At 55.0% G+C, this 19260-nt stretch carries 17 protein-coding genes, 1 pseudogene and 1 riboswitch; of the genes and pseudogenes, 4 read left to right on the top strand and 14 right to left on the bottom strand.

All coding sequences use genetic code 11. The features are described from left to right. Positions 1–122: 122 nt before the first annotated feature. The 3 genes from LG31_RS0110205 (at position 123) to ppx (ending at position 4265) form a co-directional block, all read left to right on the top strand. The gene (locus LG31_RS0110205; protein WP_033114369.1) at positions 123–635 is read left to right on the top strand and encodes a glycine cleavage system transcriptional repressor; all 513 of its coding nucleotides are present in this window, start codon (positions 123–125) and stop codon (positions 633–635) included. Between the two features lie 80 nt (positions 636–715). Next, positions 716–2785 (top strand): polyphosphate kinase 1, encoded by a 2070-nt coding sequence (gene ppk1, locus LG31_RS0110200; RefSeq protein ID WP_033114368.1) that lies wholly within the window; start codon positions 716–718, stop codon positions 2783–2785. Further along, positions 2775–4265, top strand: coding sequence for an exopolyphosphatase (gene ppx / locus LG31_RS0110195; protein WP_033114367.1), 1491 nt, complete (start codon positions 2775–2777; stop codon positions 4263–4265). The genes ppk1 and ppx overlap by 11 nt, the downstream gene beginning before the upstream one ends. A gap of 63 nt (positions 4266–4328) precedes the next feature. Here ppx and mgtE read toward each other — a convergent pair whose 3' ends face one another. The 14 genes from mgtE to LG31_RS0110125 form a co-directional block, all read right to left on the bottom strand. After that, the gene (gene mgtE / locus LG31_RS0110190) at positions 4329–5672 is read right to left on the bottom strand and encodes a magnesium transporter (protein WP_033114366.1); all 1344 of its coding nucleotides are present in this window, start codon (positions 5670–5672) and stop codon (positions 4329–4331) included. Positions 5673–5793: 121 nt separating this feature from the next. Then, positions 5794–5963, bottom strand: a riboswitch (M-box (ykoK) riboswitch). Positions 5964–6146: 183 nt separating this feature from the next. After that, positions 6147–7355: a flagellar hook-associated protein FlgL gene (gene flgL, locus LG31_RS0110185; RefSeq protein ID WP_033114365.1), complete on the bottom strand. Its 1209-nt coding sequence runs from the start codon at positions 7353–7355 to the stop codon at positions 6147–6149. Between the two features lie 4 nt (positions 7356–7359). After that, positions 7360–9363 (bottom strand): FlgK family flagellar hook-associated protein, encoded by a 2004-nt coding sequence (locus LG31_RS0110180; RefSeq protein WP_033114364.1) that lies wholly within the window; start codon positions 9361–9363, stop codon positions 7360–7362. 3 nt (positions 9364–9366) lie between these two features. After that, complete coding sequence (gene flgJ, locus LG31_RS0110175; protein WP_033114363.1) at positions 9367–10422, bottom strand: flagellar assembly peptidoglycan hydrolase FlgJ; 1056 nt, start codon at positions 10420–10422, stop codon at positions 9367–9369. A 43-nt stretch (positions 10423–10465) separates the two neighbouring features. Continuing rightward, the gene (locus LG31_RS0110170) at positions 10466–11563 is read right to left on the bottom strand and encodes a flagellar basal body P-ring protein FlgI (protein ID WP_033114362.1); all 1098 of its coding nucleotides are present in this window, start codon (positions 11561–11563) and stop codon (positions 10466–10468) included. A gap of 8 nt (positions 11564–11571) precedes the next feature. After that, positions 11572–12243 (bottom strand): flagellar basal body L-ring protein FlgH, encoded by a 672-nt coding sequence (flgH, locus tag LG31_RS0110165; RefSeq protein WP_033114361.1) that lies wholly within the window; start codon positions 12241–12243, stop codon positions 11572–11574. A 14-nt stretch (positions 12244–12257) separates the two neighbouring features. Beyond that, positions 12258–13046 carry a flagellar basal-body rod protein FlgG gene (gene flgG / locus LG31_RS0110160; RefSeq protein ID WP_033114360.1) on the bottom strand — a complete coding sequence of 263 codons (789 nt, stop codon included), beginning with the start codon at positions 13044–13046 and terminating at the stop codon, positions 12258–12260. 14 nt (positions 13047–13060) lie between these two features. Further along, positions 13061–13807, bottom strand: a complete 747-nt coding sequence (gene flgF / locus LG31_RS0110155; RefSeq protein WP_033114359.1) for a flagellar basal-body rod protein FlgF — start codon at positions 13805–13807, stop codon at positions 13061–13063. Between the two features lie 145 nt (positions 13808–13952). After that, complete coding sequence (gene flgE, locus LG31_RS0110150) at positions 13953–15317, bottom strand: flagellar hook protein FlgE (RefSeq protein WP_033114358.1); 1365 nt, start codon at positions 15315–15317, stop codon at positions 13953–13955. Between the two features lie 10 nt (positions 15318–15327). Next, positions 15328–16062 (bottom strand): flagellar hook assembly protein FlgD, encoded by a 735-nt coding sequence (locus tag LG31_RS0110145; protein WP_033114357.1) that lies wholly within the window; start codon positions 16060–16062, stop codon positions 15328–15330. A gap of 15 nt (positions 16063–16077) precedes the next feature. Beyond that, a complete protein-coding gene (gene flgC, locus LG31_RS0110140) occupies positions 16078–16497 on the bottom strand; it encodes a flagellar basal body rod protein FlgC (RefSeq protein ID WP_033114356.1) in 420 nt (139 codons plus the stop codon). After that, positions 16497–16898 (bottom strand): flagellar basal body rod protein FlgB, encoded by a 402-nt coding sequence (gene flgB, locus LG31_RS0110135; protein WP_033114355.1) that lies wholly within the window; start codon positions 16896–16898, stop codon positions 16497–16499. The genes flgC and flgB overlap by 1 nt, the downstream gene beginning before the upstream one ends. Positions 16899–17151: 253 nt before the next feature. Further along, entirely contained in the window at positions 17152–17976 is an 825-nt protein-coding gene (locus LG31_RS0110130; protein WP_033114354.1) for a CheR family methyltransferase, read from the bottom strand. 17 nt (positions 17977–17993) lie between these two features. Then, the gene (locus LG31_RS0110125) at positions 17994–18905 is read right to left on the bottom strand and encodes a chemotaxis protein CheV (RefSeq protein ID WP_033114353.1); all 912 of its coding nucleotides are present in this window, start codon (positions 18903–18905) and stop codon (positions 17994–17996) included. Between the two features lie 144 nt (positions 18906–19049). Here LG31_RS0110125 and LG31_RS0110120 point away from each other — a divergent pair. After that, positions 19050–19260 (top strand): annotated as a pseudogene (locus LG31_RS0110120) (flagellar basal body P-ring formation chaperone FlgA); the annotation flags it as partial.

The following is a 19260-nucleotide window of genomic DNA, read 5'->3' as shown; positions in this document are numbered from 1 at the left end:
CAGGCAAGCGTATGGAAAGTGTAAAAGTCCCTGCTTTTTATCCATTTGCCAGCGGGCGGGGCTTCATATGACCAGCCACAGCAGGCACAATGCTGGAGAAACCCAATTCCAAGGAGAGCAGGATGCAAAAGCAATTGGTGGTCACCGTGATCGGTGCAGACAAACCAGGTATCGTCGAGAGTCTGGCTGCCGTCATCAGTCGCGAGCAGGGCAACTGGCTGGGCAGTGCCATGAGCGAGCTGGCAGGCCAGTTTGCCGGCATCCTCCATGTGGCCGTGCCCGAGGAGCACTACCGCAGCCTGTGCGAAGCGCTGGCCCTGCTGCCCGGCCTCACCATCAGTTTTGCCGAAGGGACCCCCACCGCCGAACCGGCCCATCAGGTGATGATGACGGTCACCGGCAATGATCGCCCCGGCATCGTCCACGAAGTGGCCAGCATCCTGCGGCAACTTGATATCAATGTGGCCGATCTCACCACCGGCTGTGAACCGGCCCCCCACTCCGGCGCATCGCTCTTCTACGCCCATGCACTGGTTGCCCTGCCAGACGGGCTGGAGATGGAGAGCCTTGTCTCTGCGCTGGAGTCTCTCTCCGATGATCTGGTGGTCGATATTGACGAGGCGATGCCCGAGTAATATTGCTGTCACTTTTCTGTCATATATTCACGTCATACCTGCCGCGCAGAGGCGAACTGATTAGAGACCAGAGGCATAACATGAGCACCGACAAGCTGTATGAAGAGAAAGAGCTGAGCTGGCTCTCATTCAATGAACGGGTGTTGCAAGAAGCGATGGACAAGACGGTCCCCCTCATCGAGCGGGTCCGCTTTTTGGGGATCTTCTCCTCCAACCAGGATGAGTTTTTTAAAGTTCGGGTGTCGGACGTCAAGCGCCGCATTCTGATCAACGAAGTACATGGCGGCGGCGATGAAGCCAAGGTGCTGCTGCGCGCCATCCAGCAGAAGGTGATGGCCCTTGGCGAGGCATTCGACAACACCTACAAGGAGCTGCTGATCGCCCTGGCTCGCCACAACATCTTTCTGGTCAACGAAAACCAGCTCTCCGATGCTATCCAGAAGTGGCTGCGGGTGTTCTTTCGGGAAAAAGTGCTGCGCCACATCATCCCGATCCTGCTCAACAAGGAGGTCAACCCGGTCAAGTTCCTGAAAGACGAGCACACTTATCTGGCCATCGAGATGAAAAAGAATGGCCAGGTGATCCAGTATGCGCTGGTGGAAGTGCCGACCGATGACCTGCCCCGTTTCTTCCAGCTGCCGCCGGAAGGGACCCGCCGCAAGAAGCAGATCATCATTCTGGACAATGTCATCCGCTTCTGTCTGGACGAGATCTTCAAAGGCTTCTTCGACTACGACGAGATTGCCGCCTATGCGGTGAAGCTGACCCGGGATGCCGAATATGACCTCTCCGACCAGCTGGACTTGAGCCTGGTCGACAAGATGAGTGACGGCTTGAAACAGCGTCTCACCGCCATGCCGGTGCGTTTCGTCTACGAGCGGGAGATGCCGGCAGCGATGATAAGCTTCCTCAAGCTCAAGCTGCAGATCAGCTCCTACGACGCCATCATGCCGGGCGGGCGCTATCACAACTTCAAAGATTTCATCGGCTTCCCCAACGTGGGCCGCGACTATCTGGAAAACCCCAAGCTGCCGGCCATCGATTGCCGCGACTTTGACGGCTTCGTCAATGCCTTCGATGCCATCACCAAGCAGGACATCCTGCTCTACTACCCGTACCACAAGTTCCACCACTTCACCGAGCTGGTGCGTCAGGCGGCGTTCGATCCGGCGGTCAGCGCCATTCGCATCAATATCTACCGGGTCGCCAAGAAGTCGCGCATCATCCACTCCCTTATCGATGCCGCCAACAACGGCAAGAAGGTGACCGTGGTGGTGGAGCTGCGCGCCCGTTTCGACGAAGCGGCCAATATCGACTGGGCCAACATCCTGACCGATGCCGGGGTCAAGGTGGTGTTCGGGGTGCCGAGCCTCAAGATCCACTCCAAGCTCTGCCTCATTACCCGCCACGAAAATGGCGAGGCGGTGCGCTACGCCCATATCGGGACCGGCAACTTCAACGAGAAGACCGCCAAGATCTATACCGACTTCTCGCTGCTGACCCGCCACCCGGACATCACCGCCGAGGTGGAGAGCGTGTTCGAGTACATCGAATACCCCTACCGACGCTACAAGTTCAACCACCTGCTGGTCTCCCCCATCAACAGCCGGCGTCAGCTCTATCGTCTCATCGACAACGAGCTCTCCAACGCCAAGGCGGGGCAACCGAGCGGCATTACCCTCAAGATCAACAACCTGGTGGACAGGGATCTCATCAACCGGCTCTATGCCGCCGGTCAGGCCGGGGTGCCGATCCAGATGATCATCCGCGGCATGTGCGCCCTGCGCCCGGGCGTGCCGGGCCTCAGTGACAACATCAAGGTGATCAGCATCATCGACCGCTTCCTCGAGCACCCGCGGGTAATGGTGTTCCACAACAAGGGCAACCCCCAGCTCTATATCTCCAGTGCCGACTGGATGAGCCGCAATATTGACGGCCGGATCGAGGTGGGCACCCCCATCTATGACGAGCGGCTCAAGCAGCGCATCATGGATATTCTCGAGCTACAACTGAGTGATACCTGCAAGGCGCGGGTTATCGATGCCGACCAGAAGAACGAATATGTGAAACGGGGCAACCGCCGCAAAATCCGCTCTCAGGTCGCGATTTACGACTATCTCAAACGTATCGAGTCAAACAATGGACAATAGCCTCTACGCCGCCGTCGATCTCGGCTCCAACAGTTTTCATATGGTGATCGCCCATCTGAGCGAAGGGCGTTTTCGCATCGTCGATCGCATCAAGGAGCGGGTCCGGCTGGCGGAAGGGATGGATGAGCAGAAACGAATGAGCCCGGAGGCGATGGAACGCGGCCTCGCCTGTCTGTCACTCTTTGCCGAGCGGCTCACCAACATCAAACCGGATCAGATCCGCATCGCCGGCACCTACACATTGCGCCGTGCCAGCAACGCGCGCGAGTTCGTCAGCGAAGCAGCCAAGGTGCTCAACCACCCCATCGAGATCATCAGCGGGCAGGAAGAAGCCCGGCTCATCTATCAGGGGGTCGCCCATACCCAGCATATCGAGGGCCAGGTACTGGTCATCGATATCGGCGGCGGCAGCACCGAGCTCATCATCGGTGAAGGGTTTGAACACAAGGCCCTCACCAGCCGCAAGATGGGCTGCGTCAGCTTTACCCAGAGCTTCTTTGCCAGCGGCAAGCTGAGCGACAAGCACTTCACCAATGCCGTGCTGGAAGCGCAGCACCAGCTCGCCCCCATCGTCAACCAGTACCGCAAGCTGGGCTGGCAGAGCTGTCTTGGCAGCTCAGGTTCGATCCGCACCGTGCGCGACGTGCTGCAGGGTGAGGGGCTGACTGACGGCAGTATTACGCTGGAGGGGTTGGAGCGCCTCAAGGCTCTGATGATCGAACACAAGCGGGTCGATAACCTAAAACTGGTCGGGCTCACCGAGGAGCGTCTGGAGGTGTTTGCCGCCGCGGTTGCCATCCTGCTCGGCCTGTTTACCTCGCTGCCCATCGAGCGGCTCGACTACTCCGACGGCGCCCTGCGTGAAGGATTGCTGTATGAGTTCGAGGAGCGCTTGCAACACCACGATATCCGCGAACGGACGGCACAAGCGCTAGGCACCCACTACCGGATGGACCGCAAACAAGCCGCCCGGGTGGAGCAGAGTGTGCTGACTCTGTTTGATGCCTTGCAAGAGCCCTGGCAGATGGAGGTTGAACCCTATCGCGCCATCCTCGGCTGGGCGGCACGGCTGCACGAAATTGGCCTTGCCATCAACTACAGCGGTATCCACCGCCACTCCGCCTATATCCTGCAACACACCGACCTGCCCGGCTTCAACCAGGACGATCAGGCATTGCTGGCCGCGCTGGTACGCTTTCAGCGCAAGGGGCTCAAGCTCGCCGAGCTGCCGCCCCTGCCCAACCACGACATGCAAACCGTGCTGCGCTGCATCCGCATCCTGCGCCTCGCGGTGGCCGCGCACCACAAGCGCCAGGACAACCTGCTGCCTGAGTGGAAAGTCGCGGTACAAGGCGATCAGCTGGTAGTGACCCTGCCGATCGACTGGTGCGAGGAGAACCGTCTCTTGATGCAGAATCTGGAAAAGGAACATCGTTATTGCCAGGAGCAGGGCTGGCCCCTGTTGTTCCAGCTCGGCTGACCCGGAAAGAGAGATGTAAAAAAGGCAGCCCATTGGCTGCCTTTTGCGTTCTCAGGTTCTGACTTACTGCAGTTCGGGCAGCAGCATCTTGGCAATCTCGAAGTAGATGATAAGACCGGTACCATCCACCAGCGTCGCAATAAAGGGAGCCGATACGACCGCCGGGTCGATACGGAAGCGGCGCAGCACCATGGGGATAACCGACGCCACGGTGGCACTCCAGAGCACGATTGCGATGATGGTCAGAGTAACTACCATGCCAATCTGGGGCCCCACCCCAAGGCTCCAGGCCCGCACCCAGGCCGCCAGCGCAATAGCCGCCGAGATAAGCAGACCGGTGGAAATCTCTTTCTTCAGTACGGTACCGAGGTTGCGCAGACTCACCTCCCCGACCGCCATGGCACGCACTATGGTGGTGGTGATCTGGGTACCGCTGTTACCACCGGTACCGATCAGCAGTGGGATAAAGAACGCCAGCGCGATGGCCGCTTCCAGCTGCTCCTCAAACGCCCGCAGCACGGTGCCGGTGTAGGCTTCGGCCACAAACAGAATGAGCAACCAGCCCACCCGTTTGCGCCACAACTGCCAGGGAGTTGCCTGCAGGTAGGGGGTATCCAGCGGCGATGAACCACCCTGCATCTCGGCATCCTCGGTGGATTCGAGCTCCAGGATATCGGCTGCATCATCAACGTGGAAAATACCGACCAGCCTCCCCTGATCCTCGACCGGCAACACCGACAAGTCACGGTCAATCAGCAGGCGCGCTGCCAGCTCCTGATCCGCCCGGGCGTTGATCCGCACCGTTTCACGGTCCATCAGGGTCGCGACGCTGGCCAGCGGGTCAGCGATCAGCAAAGTCTTGAGCGAGATGCTCCCCTGCAGACGCCCATCCGCGTTGACCACATAGATGTGGCGAAACAGCTGGGCATTGTCCCAGGCATCGTGGATCAGCTGCTTGGCCTTGCCCACGGTGTCCTGTTCGCTCACGGCCAGGTATTCATGACGCATGTTGGCCCCGACCGACTCGGTAGGCCAGTCGAGCAGGGAGTAGTACATGGCTTGGGCCTGGGTCGGGAAACGTGCCAACAGCATGGTGCGATCCTGACGGCCGAGCTTGCGCAGGATAGCCACCATTTCGCGGCGGGGAATGGCCTCTTGCAAGACTGTAACGATGCTGCCATGCATGCGCTGCAACAGACGACCGGCACTCTCTGCCGAGAGAGAGGCGATAAGTTCAGCCCCCTGCGGCACAGGCAAGGTATCAAAGATGCAGTTGAGCTCTTCCGGGCGCAGAGTCAGCAGTTGATCGGCGCGCTGAACCGGATCCAGATTGTGTTCCAGCCAGCCCTGCAGGCTGGCGAGATCGAGCAGTTGATGACGGTTGAGAATGGTGTGTGTTTTCTTCATCACAAATAATCCCATGTGATTTCAGGCAAGCCTGAGCGCGAGCGGAGATCCGTTCGCTATCTGAAAGAAAACAGCAATTTGATTGACGAGTAATAGGCAGGAAATGACGCCGTTCGGCGTGTCATCATCCCCACGTACCAGCTTTAGCACTGCATAACGTATCCGGCATGCCGGAAGCCACTTGGGTTTACACCTTAATCCGATGAAAACTGTCCTGATCTTGGGCGTCTCTGGACGTCGTGAGATCAGTGGCCTGTGTTTATACAGGAGCCTCGCCTAACGAGATGCTGCAATTAAACTTGCACAACGCTTTTGTTGTGCGGGCGGCATAATTGTCCAATCACACAACAAGGTCAACCCCGGTTTAGCCAGAAACCGCCATAGGTAACAGCTTGTTACAATTACTGACCCAATCATGGCTCAACAATGGGATAGCCCATATGCAAAAAGGCCCCAGAGGGGCCTTTTATACATTTAGCGGATGTAATCAAACAGGGTAAGCCTGCTTATCTTGCTGAAGGAGAGTTGTGAGGCACTCAGCGCCGCATCCTCTTTCGACAGTGTTGATATCACCTCGTAGAGATCGGCCTCGGAAACCTTGGCCCTCGCCGCGGTATTCAGTGTGCTCAACCCCTCGTTGGAGCTCATCACCTGCTCAAGGCTGTTCATTCGGCCACCCAGCTCGCCCATCCCGTGATCCATGTTCAACCTGGCGTTTTTCATATGGACGGTTGCATCAGCCACCTTATCCTCGAAGGTATCCGCAGAGATGGTCGGATCACGCAGCGCGTTGATGAAGTCGGACATTCCATTGAGAATGTTGTCATTCTTTGGCGGATTGAGCGAAAACTGTTGCGTGGCGCCACCCGCAGGCAAATCAAGTGTCAACTCAAGACCGTTGAACGGGATCGCGGTGCCTGGTTTGTAATCACCCGTCTGCAGTGTTGTCCCACCGGAATCCTTGATCTGATAGGTATCGGGAGGTCCTATTGTGGTGGAAACGGTGTAGTCATTGCTGGCCAGCGCCGAGTTGTAGTTTGACTGGAAAAAGTTATCAAAGTTACCCTGATCCGCGATGCCAACCTTTATATTGGCTGTCCCCGCGCTGGCAGTTCGTCTGGTTGCCACAATCTCGAAGAGATCCTGGCCCGAGTCATTGGCCGCAATCTTGACGGTCGGCGAGACCTGGATCTCGCGCTGCCCGGTATCCCCCTGATAGATGAACTTGCCGTTGGTATCTCTCACATAGGGCTGGGTCTTGCTCTGGTTGCCGCCAAAGATATATTCCCCCTGAGAGTTCTTGCTGTTCATCAGGTCAAACATCTGTTGCTGCAACCCTTCCAGCTCACTGGCGATGGCTTTGCGGTCATCCATGCTGATGGAGCCATTGTGTGACTTCTGGATCAGGGTTTGCGCACTAAGCATCGCGGTATTCAAAGAGTCCAATACCGTCTCTTCATGACCGAGGCTGTTCTCCAGCAGGCTACCGTTGACCCCATACTGCTTGAAAAGGTCGATCTCCTTGGTCAACGCCATCTTTTGGCTCATACCAGCCGGGTCTTCCCCGGCAGTCTGGAATTTATTGCCGGTCTGCAGCTGCTGATAAGCGGTATTAAGCCGCTCGTTGGCACTGTTGAGGGAATAGATATTCCGGTCGTAGATCATGTTGGTCGTAATGCGCATGACGTTACCTCACGGAAGAGAGCAGTGTGTCGAAAATAGTTTTGGCGGTACTGACGATCTGGGCCGATGCCGCATAGGATTGCTGAAACCGGATCAGATTGGCCGCCTCCTCTTCCAGGTTAACCCCGGAGACACTCTCGTAAATACCGGAACTCTGAATCAGTTTGGACTCATTGGCCTTGAGCAAGGTCTTAGCCTGGCTGGTATTGTTACCCACCGACATAACCAGCCCTGAGTAGGCTTCATTGAAAGTCATCTTGTCGTTGGTGGTACCACCATTGGTGCTCTTGCGCACCAGATCCTTGTTTTGCAGCTCGGCCAGAGCCAAGCCATTGCTGTTATCGGCAAAGCCGTTGCTGTTGTAGCCAAGCGTAAAGTTGTCGCCCGCCTTGACCGTGCCGGTGATGCTGAACTCGTAACCAGGAGTCTGTTTTGGATTGGCATAGACTGCAGACCCAGCAGGGAAAGGGTTGACGATAGCAGACATCAGATTCTGCCCCTTACTGCTCGCGGGGGCAGTGCCTATCAAGGTAGTACCATCGGATTGAAATACCTGATAGTTACCACTGGCATCGATCTTGACTACCTGAGGTGCCGTCGCGCTCAGGCTATTGGTGCCAAAACCTGACCCTGTACCTGTATTGAATACGCCACCCAACTTGATATCTGCAGAACCTTTATTATCTGTGTCCTTTTGCGCTTTTAGCGGAGAAGCCAGGGCCAAATCTTCCGGCCGAGTGATATTTTGCGCAAGACCGGCCGCCGCACTCTTGGTCGGTTGCAACAACAGCTTGTCGCCTGTAACTGGTGCTCCGGTCAGATCCACTGAAATACCGTGGCCCGGGATCTGGAAAGTGGCAGGTGGCATAGTCCCCGTTGCAACCGAAGTTGCATTGCCATCCTTGTCCAGTGAAAAGACTTCGTAACCGGTAGCGCTGCTGAAACGGATCTCGTAATCAAAGGGAGTCACCTCTGCTCCCTTGCCGGGTACAAAACTGACTGTAGCCCCAGAGGTTCCTCCGTTGGTGCTGTATGGCAGACCCTTGCTGGTTGGCAGGGTGAAAATATCGCTACCGAGCTCGTTATCCAGATCCATCCCCAGCCGGTTTTGCTGGTTCATAGCATCGGCCATAGCAACGGAAAGCTGCCCCAACTCACGCTTGGTCGGTTCCAGATCTGTACGCGCCTTGAAAAGCCCGCCCATGGCGCCACCAAAGGTGTCATGGTTGATCAGCGTCTGATTGGCCCCCAGCGTTAATTGCAGCTCCTGATTACGCGAATCAGGCTCTCCAGCCACCTGTTTGAACTGTGCGACCCCACCATCAAGAACCAGAGAGTGGCCAGTACTCATGTTGACCAGCACACTGCCATTGGCCTGAGGGATAGTGCGAATATCCATCTTTTCAGAGAGCTGGCGAATAGCCTCATCGCGCTGATCAAATAGCATCAGGTTCTCTTCAGGTGAGCCCTGGGTCCGTATAATGGCCTGGTTCAGATCGTTGATGCTGGTAAGCAGGCTGTTGACCTGCTTGGTCTCGTCATCAATGCGGGTGTTGATGGTGTCACTCTGTTTGTCGAACTGGGCAGAGAGGGTGTGAAATCGGTTGACCATACCGCTCATCTCACTCATGGCGACCTTGCGGCCACCAATGTCGGCGGGAGACTCGTTGGCAGAGTGAAATGCCTTGAAGTAGGAGGTGATAGCAGCCCCTACGCTGTTGCTGGTATCACCCAGCAAGCTGTCCACTGAGGACATTTGATCATAGTGGGTCATGGCTGCATGGTAGGCAGAGGTATCACGGCGCACCTCCCCTTGCATATAGCTGTTGAGGATCCGCTCGGTCTTGATGTCGCCAGTACCCAGACCAACAGAATTGGTATACACCAGCGTACGCTCACGCACATAGCCCTGGCTATTGACGTTCACTATGTTGTTACTGGTGCTCTGCAGCAGGCGTTGCTGTGCCAGCACACCTGATGAACCAATCCCAAGCAGATCGCTTGCCATATGTTACAGCTCCATCTCGTTGTATTGCGCAATCGCATCGCTGCGCAATACCTGTTTCAGTTTGTTGGCGTATTGAGGATCAGTGGCATAACCGGCTTTTTGCAGCGCTTCAAAGTAGTGATCCGGACTGTCTACCTTGGCCAACGCCCCCTTGTAACGGGAGCCGGAGGTGAGAAAATCCACGTAATCGTTGAAGCTCTCTTCAAAAGAGTCGTAGGAGCGGAAGGCCGCTTTTTGGCGCGATGCAACCCCTTCCTCATACTCGAGCGTACTCACCACTGCCTTGGGCCCCTCCCAACGGGGATCAGCCTTAATGCCAAACAGGTTGTGAGTTACGTTCCCCTCGCCATCCTTGATCACCCGCTTGCCCCAGCCACTTTCCAGCGCGGCCTGAGCCACCAGTACCGCCGGACTTAGCCCCAGCTTGTCGGCCGCTTTCTTGGCTAGTGGCATCAAGCGCTGCACAAACTCTTCCGGACTATCAAACTCTTTGCCACCTGCTGCGTCAGCAGCTTGGGCGGCAATGCCCATCGGCGGCACGGTACGGTGAGGGCGTACCGGCATGGTGAGCGCAGGTTTATCCTCTGCCATCCCCTTTTCAGCAAAATCCTTGCCAACTTTAGAGGCTTCAATCAGATCATTGGCAGCCCCGGTGGGCGGCTCATAGGGTTTGTAGGCACGTTCAGTACGCTGCGGCATCTTGAGCACCCGTCCATCCTTATGGGTAAAGGTGGCTGGTGAAAGCTGCTTGGCCACCATATCAGCCAGCCCCAGCCCACCTTTATTGGTCATATCGGAAACACGCTGCTCATCCAGCATCCCCTCATAAAACTGGGTATAGCTGCTGTTGAACGGGCTATCCTTGGTCAACACCTGATTGGCCTGCCGCATCCCCTGAAAGATCATCTGGGTGAAAATTGACTCGAACTGGCGCGATGCACTCCGGAGCGCTTCAGCCTGCCCCTCTTTGCTGTTACTCATCTGACGGAGACGATCCAGGTTCTTGACGTCCTGCACGACCCCGAGATTGATACCGCTGTTAGTGTCAAAATCCGCCATTTTGCTTACCTCTTTGCCGCCCGTGGCAACCCCTTGCCGCTTGTTACAATATGACCAGCTGTCCTTCGATAGCGCCAGCCTGTTGCAGCGCCTCGAGGATGGCCATCAGGTCACCAGGAGCAACCCCTACCTGGTTGACGGCCCGAACCAGCTCATCCAGCGTGGCACCGGTATCAAACTTGAACATCCGCCCCTGCTCCTGCTTGACGTTGATGGTCGAGCTGTTGGTGGTGGTGGTCTGCCCGCCAGAGAGCGGATTGGGCTGGGAGACTTGCTGATTTTCCGCGATGGTGACGGTCAACCCGCCGTGGCTGATGGCCGCCGGTTTCAACCTGACTTCGCTGCCAATGACAATGGTGCCGGTTCGGGAGTTGACGATGATCTTGGCTGCTTCATTGGCCGGATCAACTTCCAGATTCTCGATGGTCGCGAGATAGGAGACCCGCTGACCCGGATCACGCGGCGCATAGACCTTGACCGAAGTGGCGTCGAGTGCCTGCGCGGTATTGGGGCCGACCAGATCGTTCACCACATCCGCCAGTCGGCGTGCAGTAGTAAAATCCGGACGGTTCAGATTGAACGTAATGGTATCGCCTTGACTGAACGCATTGGGTACTTCCCGCTCGACAGTCGCCCCGTTGGCAATGCGCCCGACGGTCGGGGTATTGATCACCACCTTGGAACCATCCGCCCCTTCGGCGCCCAGACCGCCGACTACCAGACTGCCTTGGGCAACCGCATAGACCCGACCATCAAGCCCCTTGAGGAAGCTCTGCAGCAGAGTACCGCCACGCAGACTTTTCGCCTCGCCAATCGCGGAAACCGTGACATCAATGGTCTGGCCCGGCTTGGAAAAGGGCGGCAAGTCGGCATGAATAGCCACCGGCGCCACATCCTTGATCTTGGGCTTGATGTTGTCCGGCACCTTGATGCCAAAGTTGTTGAGCATGGTGCGGAAAGTCTGCTCGGTGAAGGCGTTGTTCTTCTCGCCAGTACCGGGCAAACCGACCACCAGACCGTAACCAATCAACTGGTTGGTGCGAACCCCTTCAACCGAGCTGATGTCCTTGATCCGGGCGGCATGAGCCATGCCCAGCGGCAACAGACAGCAGAGGAGTGTGGCAAGACGGAGTGACTTCATAACATCTCCTAGAGCGGCCACCAAGGACCATTGAAAAAGCTGGTCAACCATCCCTGTTCCTGGGTATTGGCCAGATCACCGGTACCACCGTAGTAGATACGGGCATTGGCAACTTTCTGGGATGAAACGCTGTTATCAGAGGTCACATCCTCTGGCCGGATAAGGCCGGTGATCCGGATATACTCGTTACCATTGTTAAGCATGATCCACTTCTCGCCGCGCACCAGCAGATTACCGTTGGGCAGCACCTTGGCCACGCTAACTGAAATATTGCCCTGCAGGCTGTTGCTCTGATCCGCTTTGGCCTGCCCCTTGAACGCGCTGTCTTGTCCAATGGAAGCCGAGAGATCATAGGGACTGGCGGTGACTGGCACACCACCCAGCTTGACCGGGTCCAGATTGAACTTATTGTCCTTGCCACTCTGGGTATTGGCCTTTTTGGAGGCGGAAGTCGACTCCGACAGCTCGATGGTGATGATGTCGCCCACCTTGTGCGCCTTGATATCCGAATAGATGCCGTTGACCTGCTCCGGCTGAAAGATCGCCCCTGTCGGTCTCACCGAGACCGGCTCCGACTCCCCGTAAACGGGAGAAAACTCGGGATCATCGGGTTTGGGTGTATTGGGGGTCGAGGTACAACCACCCAGTACCAACAAACCCAGCATCCATACGGCTTTCATCATGCACCTCCTACTTAGGTACGCTGGATAAGGAAGGACATCATGCCGTCCACTGCCGAAAGCACCTTGGAGTTCATCTCGTAAACCCGTTGGGCTTGAATAAGGTTGACCAGCTCCTCGGTCACGTTGACGTTTGAGGTTTCCAGCATCCCCTGTTTCACCACGCCCATACCGTCGGCCCCCGCAGTCCCCTGAATGGCTGCGCCACTGGACTGGGTTTCCACAAACAGGTTTTCACCCATCGGCTGCAGGCCGCTGGCGTTGACGAAATCGGAGAGGGTAATCTGACCGACCACTTGAGATGCGCCATCCCCCTTGAGCTGGACAGATACCTGGCCATCTTCGCCGACCGTCACGCTCTGGGCATTTTCCGGGATCTGGATCTCCGGTTGCAGGGTGTAACCGTTGCCGGGCGTGACGATGGTCCCTTCGCTGTTCAGGGTGAATTGACCATTGCGGGTGTAGGCAGAGCTGCCATCCGGCAACTGCACTTCAAAGTAGCCGCGGCCACTGATCATCAGGTCGAGGGAGTTATCAGTGGTTTGCACGTTACCCTGGCTGTGATCTTTCTGGGTCGCCACCACCTTGGCACCGGCCCCCAGCATCAGGCCGGACGGGCGTTCGGTATCTGCCGAGGAGCGGCCGCCGGGCTGGTTGATATTCTGATAAAGAAGATCTTCAAAGATGGCCCGCGACTTTTTAAAGCCCACGGTGCTGGCGTTCGCCAGGTTGTTCGAGGTGACCGAAATATTGGTCTGCTGAGCATCCAACCCGGTCTTGCTGATCCAAAGTGCAGGATTCATAGGTAACTCCTTGGTTAGCTGATACGCAGCAACTGGGTTTGGGCCTCATCATTCTCTTCGGCCGTTTTCATTAACTTGATCTGGGTTTCGAACTGACGCTGCAGTTGAATGAGGTTGGTCATCTCATCCACCACATTGACGTTGCTACCTTCCAGAGAGCCGGCAATCAGACCAACAGCAGCTGAGGCTGGCTCATTTTGGCCATCCTTGCGGCGAAACAGGCCATCGGTCCCCTTCTCTACCGCATTGGCAGCCGGGTTAACCAGTTTGATCCGCTGAAAATCCTCAGACAGGTTGGCCGCAGCACCTTCGGGACGACCGCTGATGGTGCCATCACGGTTGATCTCAAGCTTCTCCATCGGCATTGGCAGCACGATTGGCTGGCCACCATCATCCACCACGTTCAGCCCGGTTGAGGTCTGCAGATTGCCAGTAGCATTCACCTGCAAGTTTCCCATGCGGGTATAGGCTTCTCCCCCCTTGGGATCCTGCACTGCAATCCAGCCAGGTCCATCGACAGCCACGTCAAGATCCCGACCCGTTGTCATCAACATGCCATGCTGCAAGTTCTGGCCAGGGCGCTCTGCCATAGCAAATACCCGACTGGGCAATCCTTCCCCAAAGCTTTGCATACTGCGCGCCTGCTCAAAGTCGGACTTGAAGCCAGTGGTATTGGCGTTGGCGAGGTTATTACTGCGAATAGCCAGGCTATTCATGTTCGCTTTGGCCCCGGACATGGCGATGTAAAGCAGGTGATCCATGGGATTCTCCGTCAAACAGATGACTCTGTTGAGGGAACTGCAATTTGAGTGCCAACAGGAAAAATTGAAGGGATCTCGCGGGGGGCCTGGACTCAGAAATACAGAGGGGGACATCAGTCCCCCTCTTCAATGGTCAGTAGATCAATTAACGGATCTGCAGGATTGTCTGTTGCAGAGAGCTGTTGACCTCCAGGGAGCGGGAGTTGGCCTGGAAGTTACGCTGGGCGGTGATCAAATCCACCAGCTCGGAGGTCAAATCCACGTTGGATTGTTCCAGCGCCGAGGATTTGACAGTACCGAATGTCCCGGAATTGGGCGTTCCCGGCAAAGCATCGCCGGAGAGCAGCGACTGCCGCCAGGAGGTATCACCCACCTGGGTCAACCCTTGCGAGTTGGCAAATTTGGCCATAGCCACCATGGCAACCTTCAGAGTCGTCGCATTACTGTAAGTAGCTGAAACAATGCCGTCCGGTGTGATCTCTACCTTGGTCAAGCGACCGACAGTGGAACCATCCTGCGTCAACTTGTTCACCTCAAACGGTGAAGAGTACTGGGTTACAGTACCGAGCTGAATATCTACCTGCTGGGTACCATCTGCACCATTGTTGATAATGCCAGCGCCTGGGGTACCCAAGGGGATTGTTTTGATTGCTGCAGGCGTGGTCGGGGTGATCATCTTGCCATCGGCACCAAAGGTGAAGCGGGCTGCCAGTGGTGGAACATTGGTAACGGTTCCCGACATCGTGGTTGCCACACCGCCAGCCACATCTATTGGTTTATTCCCCTCATACATGTACATGCGCCAAGCCGTCGGACTTGCCGGCTTTGTCACATCAGCCGGATCAGCTTCTTTAACAAAATATTGGGTAATTACATGAGGAGATCCCAAAGAGTCATAGATCGTAACTGATGTTGATGAGGCATAACTCTTCGGATTGTTGATTGGATCAAAAAACGAAGGGTCTGCAGCTGAACCACCGGCGGCCAGAGGGGTTGAGTCAGATTTGAGGTTGAAACTGGCTTCGATTTTAGTGGTCTTGGTCGGCTCACCTGCACGATCAGGGATCTGGATCGGTTTGGTTGCGTTGATGCTCACCGCCTTCGGCGTGCCATCGACGTTTACCTCATAACCTTGCAGATAGGCCCCTTGGTTATTGACCATATAGCTGTTTTCATTGAGCTTGAAAGCCCCTGCACGGGTGTAGGTGCGATCCAGGTTGGTCAAACCATCCGAAGTGACAAAAAAGCCATTACCCTGGATAGCCAAATCCAGCGCATTACTGGTAAATTGCAGTGCCCCTTGATGGAACTGCTGGGCAACAGCTCCTGTCGCGACACCATTACCGACCTGCGTCTTTCCATTGACAAAGATTGAGTTGGCATAGACATCAGCAAATTCAGCACGCGACTCTTTAAAGCCCATGGTGTTGACGTTGGCAATGTTGTTGGCGGTGACGTTCAAGTCTTTCTGTGCCGCATTGACACCGCTCAAGGCATTGTTAAATGACATATATTGCTCCTCAGATCGATGCTGTCGACTTGGTCGTTGACGGTTTCTGGTTTTGGTTGCTTCCCGAAATTTGCAGGATGCTGTTCAGGGTTGTTGTGCCCAGTCCTCTCAAATTGAGCTGGGTCGGATTTGAACCATTCCCCAGGACCACGCTATCAACCTTGCCATAAGTAAACGCAGTGATACTTTCCGACTTGCCATCCATTGCCCCGTTGGCCTTGATGACGTACTTGCCTGCTTTTGCCGGGTTGCCATCTTTATCTTTGCCATCCCAACTAAATTCCACATTACCTCGTTGCTCCCCTTCCAGGGAAAACTCCTTGATAACCTGTCCCTTCTCATCTTCTACCGTAATCTTGACGTTCGAATACTTGTTCTCAAGACCCACCGCAACGACACCGGAAATGGAACCATCCTTTTCCAGATAACCAACGTTGCTCGGCAGCAATACATTCTGGCCAACCAGCGCAGAAGCCTGCAACGCCTGGCTGGAGGTCATCAGGGTGTTGAGATTGCTCATTTGTGCAGAAAGACTGCTGATACCCTCAGATGTCGACATCGAGGTCATTTGAGAGAGCATCTGCGCATTGTCAACCGGCTTGAACGGGTCCTGGTAGGCAAGTTGCTTGGTCAGCAGCGTCAAAAATGCTGCCTGATCCAACTCCTTTTTGGGCGCTGTTGTCGTACCCGTCGTCTGACTAGTGGTACGGCTGATGCCATTCACACTGTTGGTTGTATCAACCATGTTGCATTCCCCCTATCAGGACTTGCCAAGATTCAGCGTCTGCTGAAGCATTTTCTTGGCCGAGTCTGCAACCTGAACGTTCGTTTGATAACTGCGCGAGGCATTGATCATGTCCGCCATCTCTTCAACCATGTTGACGTTTGGCTTGAAGATGAAGCCATCCTTATCCGCCATTGGGTGATTGGGGTTGTACTCCTTGAGCAGTGGAGCCTTACTCTCGACAATGCCTTTCACCTCGACCCCAACCGAGCCTTGATTATCAGACATAGCCTGATCAAGCTGGGCGGCAAAAATTGGCCGCCGGGCATGGTAAGTTTTTTCCACACTGGAGCTGACGCTATCTGCGTTGGCCATATTGCTGGCAACGGTGTTGAGCCGCACGGTCTGCGCGCTCATGGCCGAGCCGGCGATGTCAAAGACCTTGAACAAACTCATCACTGTTCTCCTTTCAGCGCCTTGAGCAGGCCACTGATCTTGCTATTCATGAATTCAAGAGAGGTCTGATACTCGAGGCTATTACGCAGAAACTCTGTTCGCTCCTGCTGCACGTCTACCGTATTGCCGTCACCAGTATCAGGCTGCAGCGGGTTGCGATACTGAACCGAACCGGGCGCATCCATATTCAAGGCAAAGTGCTTTTCGCTGGTGGTCGCCAGACCAAACCCCTGTTGTTGGTGCTGCGCATCCTGCAATGCCTGTGCAAAGTCGATATCTCTGGCCTTATAGCCAGGGGTATCGGCATTGGCAATATTGCTGGAGAGCACTTCTGCACGCTTGGCACGAACCCCCAGCGTGTATTGATGAACACCAAATGCCTTGTCGAATGAAAGAGCCATAGCTCACCTCCTGCTTGATACTGTTTCCAAGCAAGAGATATGCCACAAAAGACCGGTAATGAGAGGTAGGCAAGAAGGGGTTGCATTATCAGGAAGCACGGAACGCGCCAATAAACAGGCTGACGATTGTGGAGAACCCACGCAGATATCAACCAATGTGCTTCTAACGTAAATAAAGAGGGAGGCATTGTGCCTCCCTCTGGCGTGATATTGCCGGTATTCTGTCAATCCTCCAGGAGTGCGGATTTAAAGCTTATTTCACCTTGTAAACAATCCCAGGATTGCAACGGATCATCTCGAATCGATCAGTCAAACCGGCCAGTGACTCTGATGCCCCTAGCATCAGATATCCTCCCGGATTGAGGCTTGCAGCAAACTGGTTGAGGATCTTTGACTTCACTTCCGGAGCGAAATAAATCAACACATTACGACAGAAAATAATGTCAAATTTACCGAGCAAGCTGTAGCTTTCGAGCAAATTCAAGGGACGGAAAGTGGTCAATTTTCTGACTCGTTCCACCACCCGCATTTTATTGTCACCATAGGGTTCAAAGAACATTTTCTTGCGCTCAGGTGACAAGCCCCGCGCCAAAGCAAGGCTGTCGTATACACCCTCTTTGCACTGGTTGAGCATGGTGGTCGAAATATCTGTACCCACGATCTGTACACCGCCAGGCAGGGTACCAGGTTTTTTCATCTGCTGTTCCAGCGCCGTCATGGCAATAGAGTACGGCTCCTGACCAGATGATGACGCCGCAGACCAAATCTTGACGGGGCGGCCACTTTTACCTAGTTCTGGGAAAATCTTGTCAGTCAGCAACTGGAACGGATAGGTGTCACGAAACCAGAGTGTCTCGTTGGTTGTCATGGCATCTACCACCGCCATTTTCAGGTCACGCTCTCGCACACTCATTGCACGGGTAACCAGGTCAGACAGACTCTCGATGCCAAACTGAGCCATCAAAGGTGAAAGACGGCTCTTCACCAGATACTGTTTGTTATCACCCAGCACGATTCCGCTCTGTACCGCCAGAAAATTGCTGAACTGTTTGTATAAGTCGTCCGAAAGTGTCTTCATGCAGCTGTTCTTCTTTATTAGAGTGCGTTTTGTACGGCCTTGGCCAATTCATCCGGTTGGAACTTGGCGATAAAATTGTTGGCCCCCACTTTCTGCACCATTGCCTGGTTGAATACTCCACTGAGGGATGTGTGCAGAATAACATGCAAGTCTTTGAGGTTGGGATTATTGCGGATCTCGGCAGTGAAGGTGTAACCATCCATCTCCGGCATCTCGATATCCGAAATGACGAGAGCAATCTGCTCTTTAATCGGGCCATTCTTGGTCATTTCGAGCAGCATGTTCAATGCTTCACGGCCATCTTTTGCCAATACGCACTCAACCCCGATCGCCTCAAGTGCACGCTGAACCTGTTTGCGAGCAACCGATGAGTCATCGGCTACCAGCACAGGGCGTCCGAGAGTTGGGTGCTCGACACTCGCTTCAACCAGCTCCTGACTAACCTCGGTGGAGACCGGAGAGATCTCGTTGAGAATGCGTTCAACGTCGAGAATTTCAACCAACTCACCGTCCACTTCGGTAACTGCCGTCATGTAGTTGATACGGCCAGCGCCCTTCGGCGGCGGTAGAATTGATTCCCAGTTCATGTTGATGATGCGCTCGACCGAATGCACCAGAAAACCCTGAATGGAGCGGTTGTACTCGGAGATAATAATGAAGCACTTGCTCAGGTCTTCAATGGGACGTTTGCCCATCGCCATGCTCAGGTCAATAACCGAAATAGTCTGACCCCGAATGTGCGCTACCCCGCGAATGCAGGAGTTCAGCTTGGGCATCACAGTCAAGGGAGGACACTGCAACACTTCACGCACTTTGAATACGTTGATGCCAAATCTTTGACGTCCATTGAGACGAAACAACAACAACTCCAGCCGGTTTTGCCCCACTAGCTGGGTACGTTGGTTGACCGAGTCCAGGATACTGGCCATAAACACTCCCTAAAAACGCTTGGCATTAATCATGCATGCGTGATGGATTGCGTCAGACTATCGATGTGACAACGAACAGATTCTGAAGCAATCATAGTTAAATATGGTGATATGCGTGAACAACTTATCGACCAAAGAGCAAAAATGATTAACCAACTTTTACTCATCAGCCTCTTTTTTGGCAGCATCTCTTCCAGCCACGCCTCGGACGTCACCACCTATTTGCAAGAAAAAGCACAAGAGTTCGTGTTTAACCAGCTCGAGGTGCCATTAGATGCCAAGGCTGAAGTAACGGCGGCAACCCTTGATGACCGACTTCCATTGACCCGCTGCGACGATCTATTGACCATCAGCT

The sequence above is a fragment of the Aeromonas lacus genome, assembly GCF_000764665.1.
Classification (GTDB): Bacteria; Pseudomonadota; Gammaproteobacteria; order Enterobacterales; family Aeromonadaceae; genus Aeromonas; species Aeromonas lacus.
This window is presented reverse-complemented; position numbering and strand designations above follow the sequence as displayed.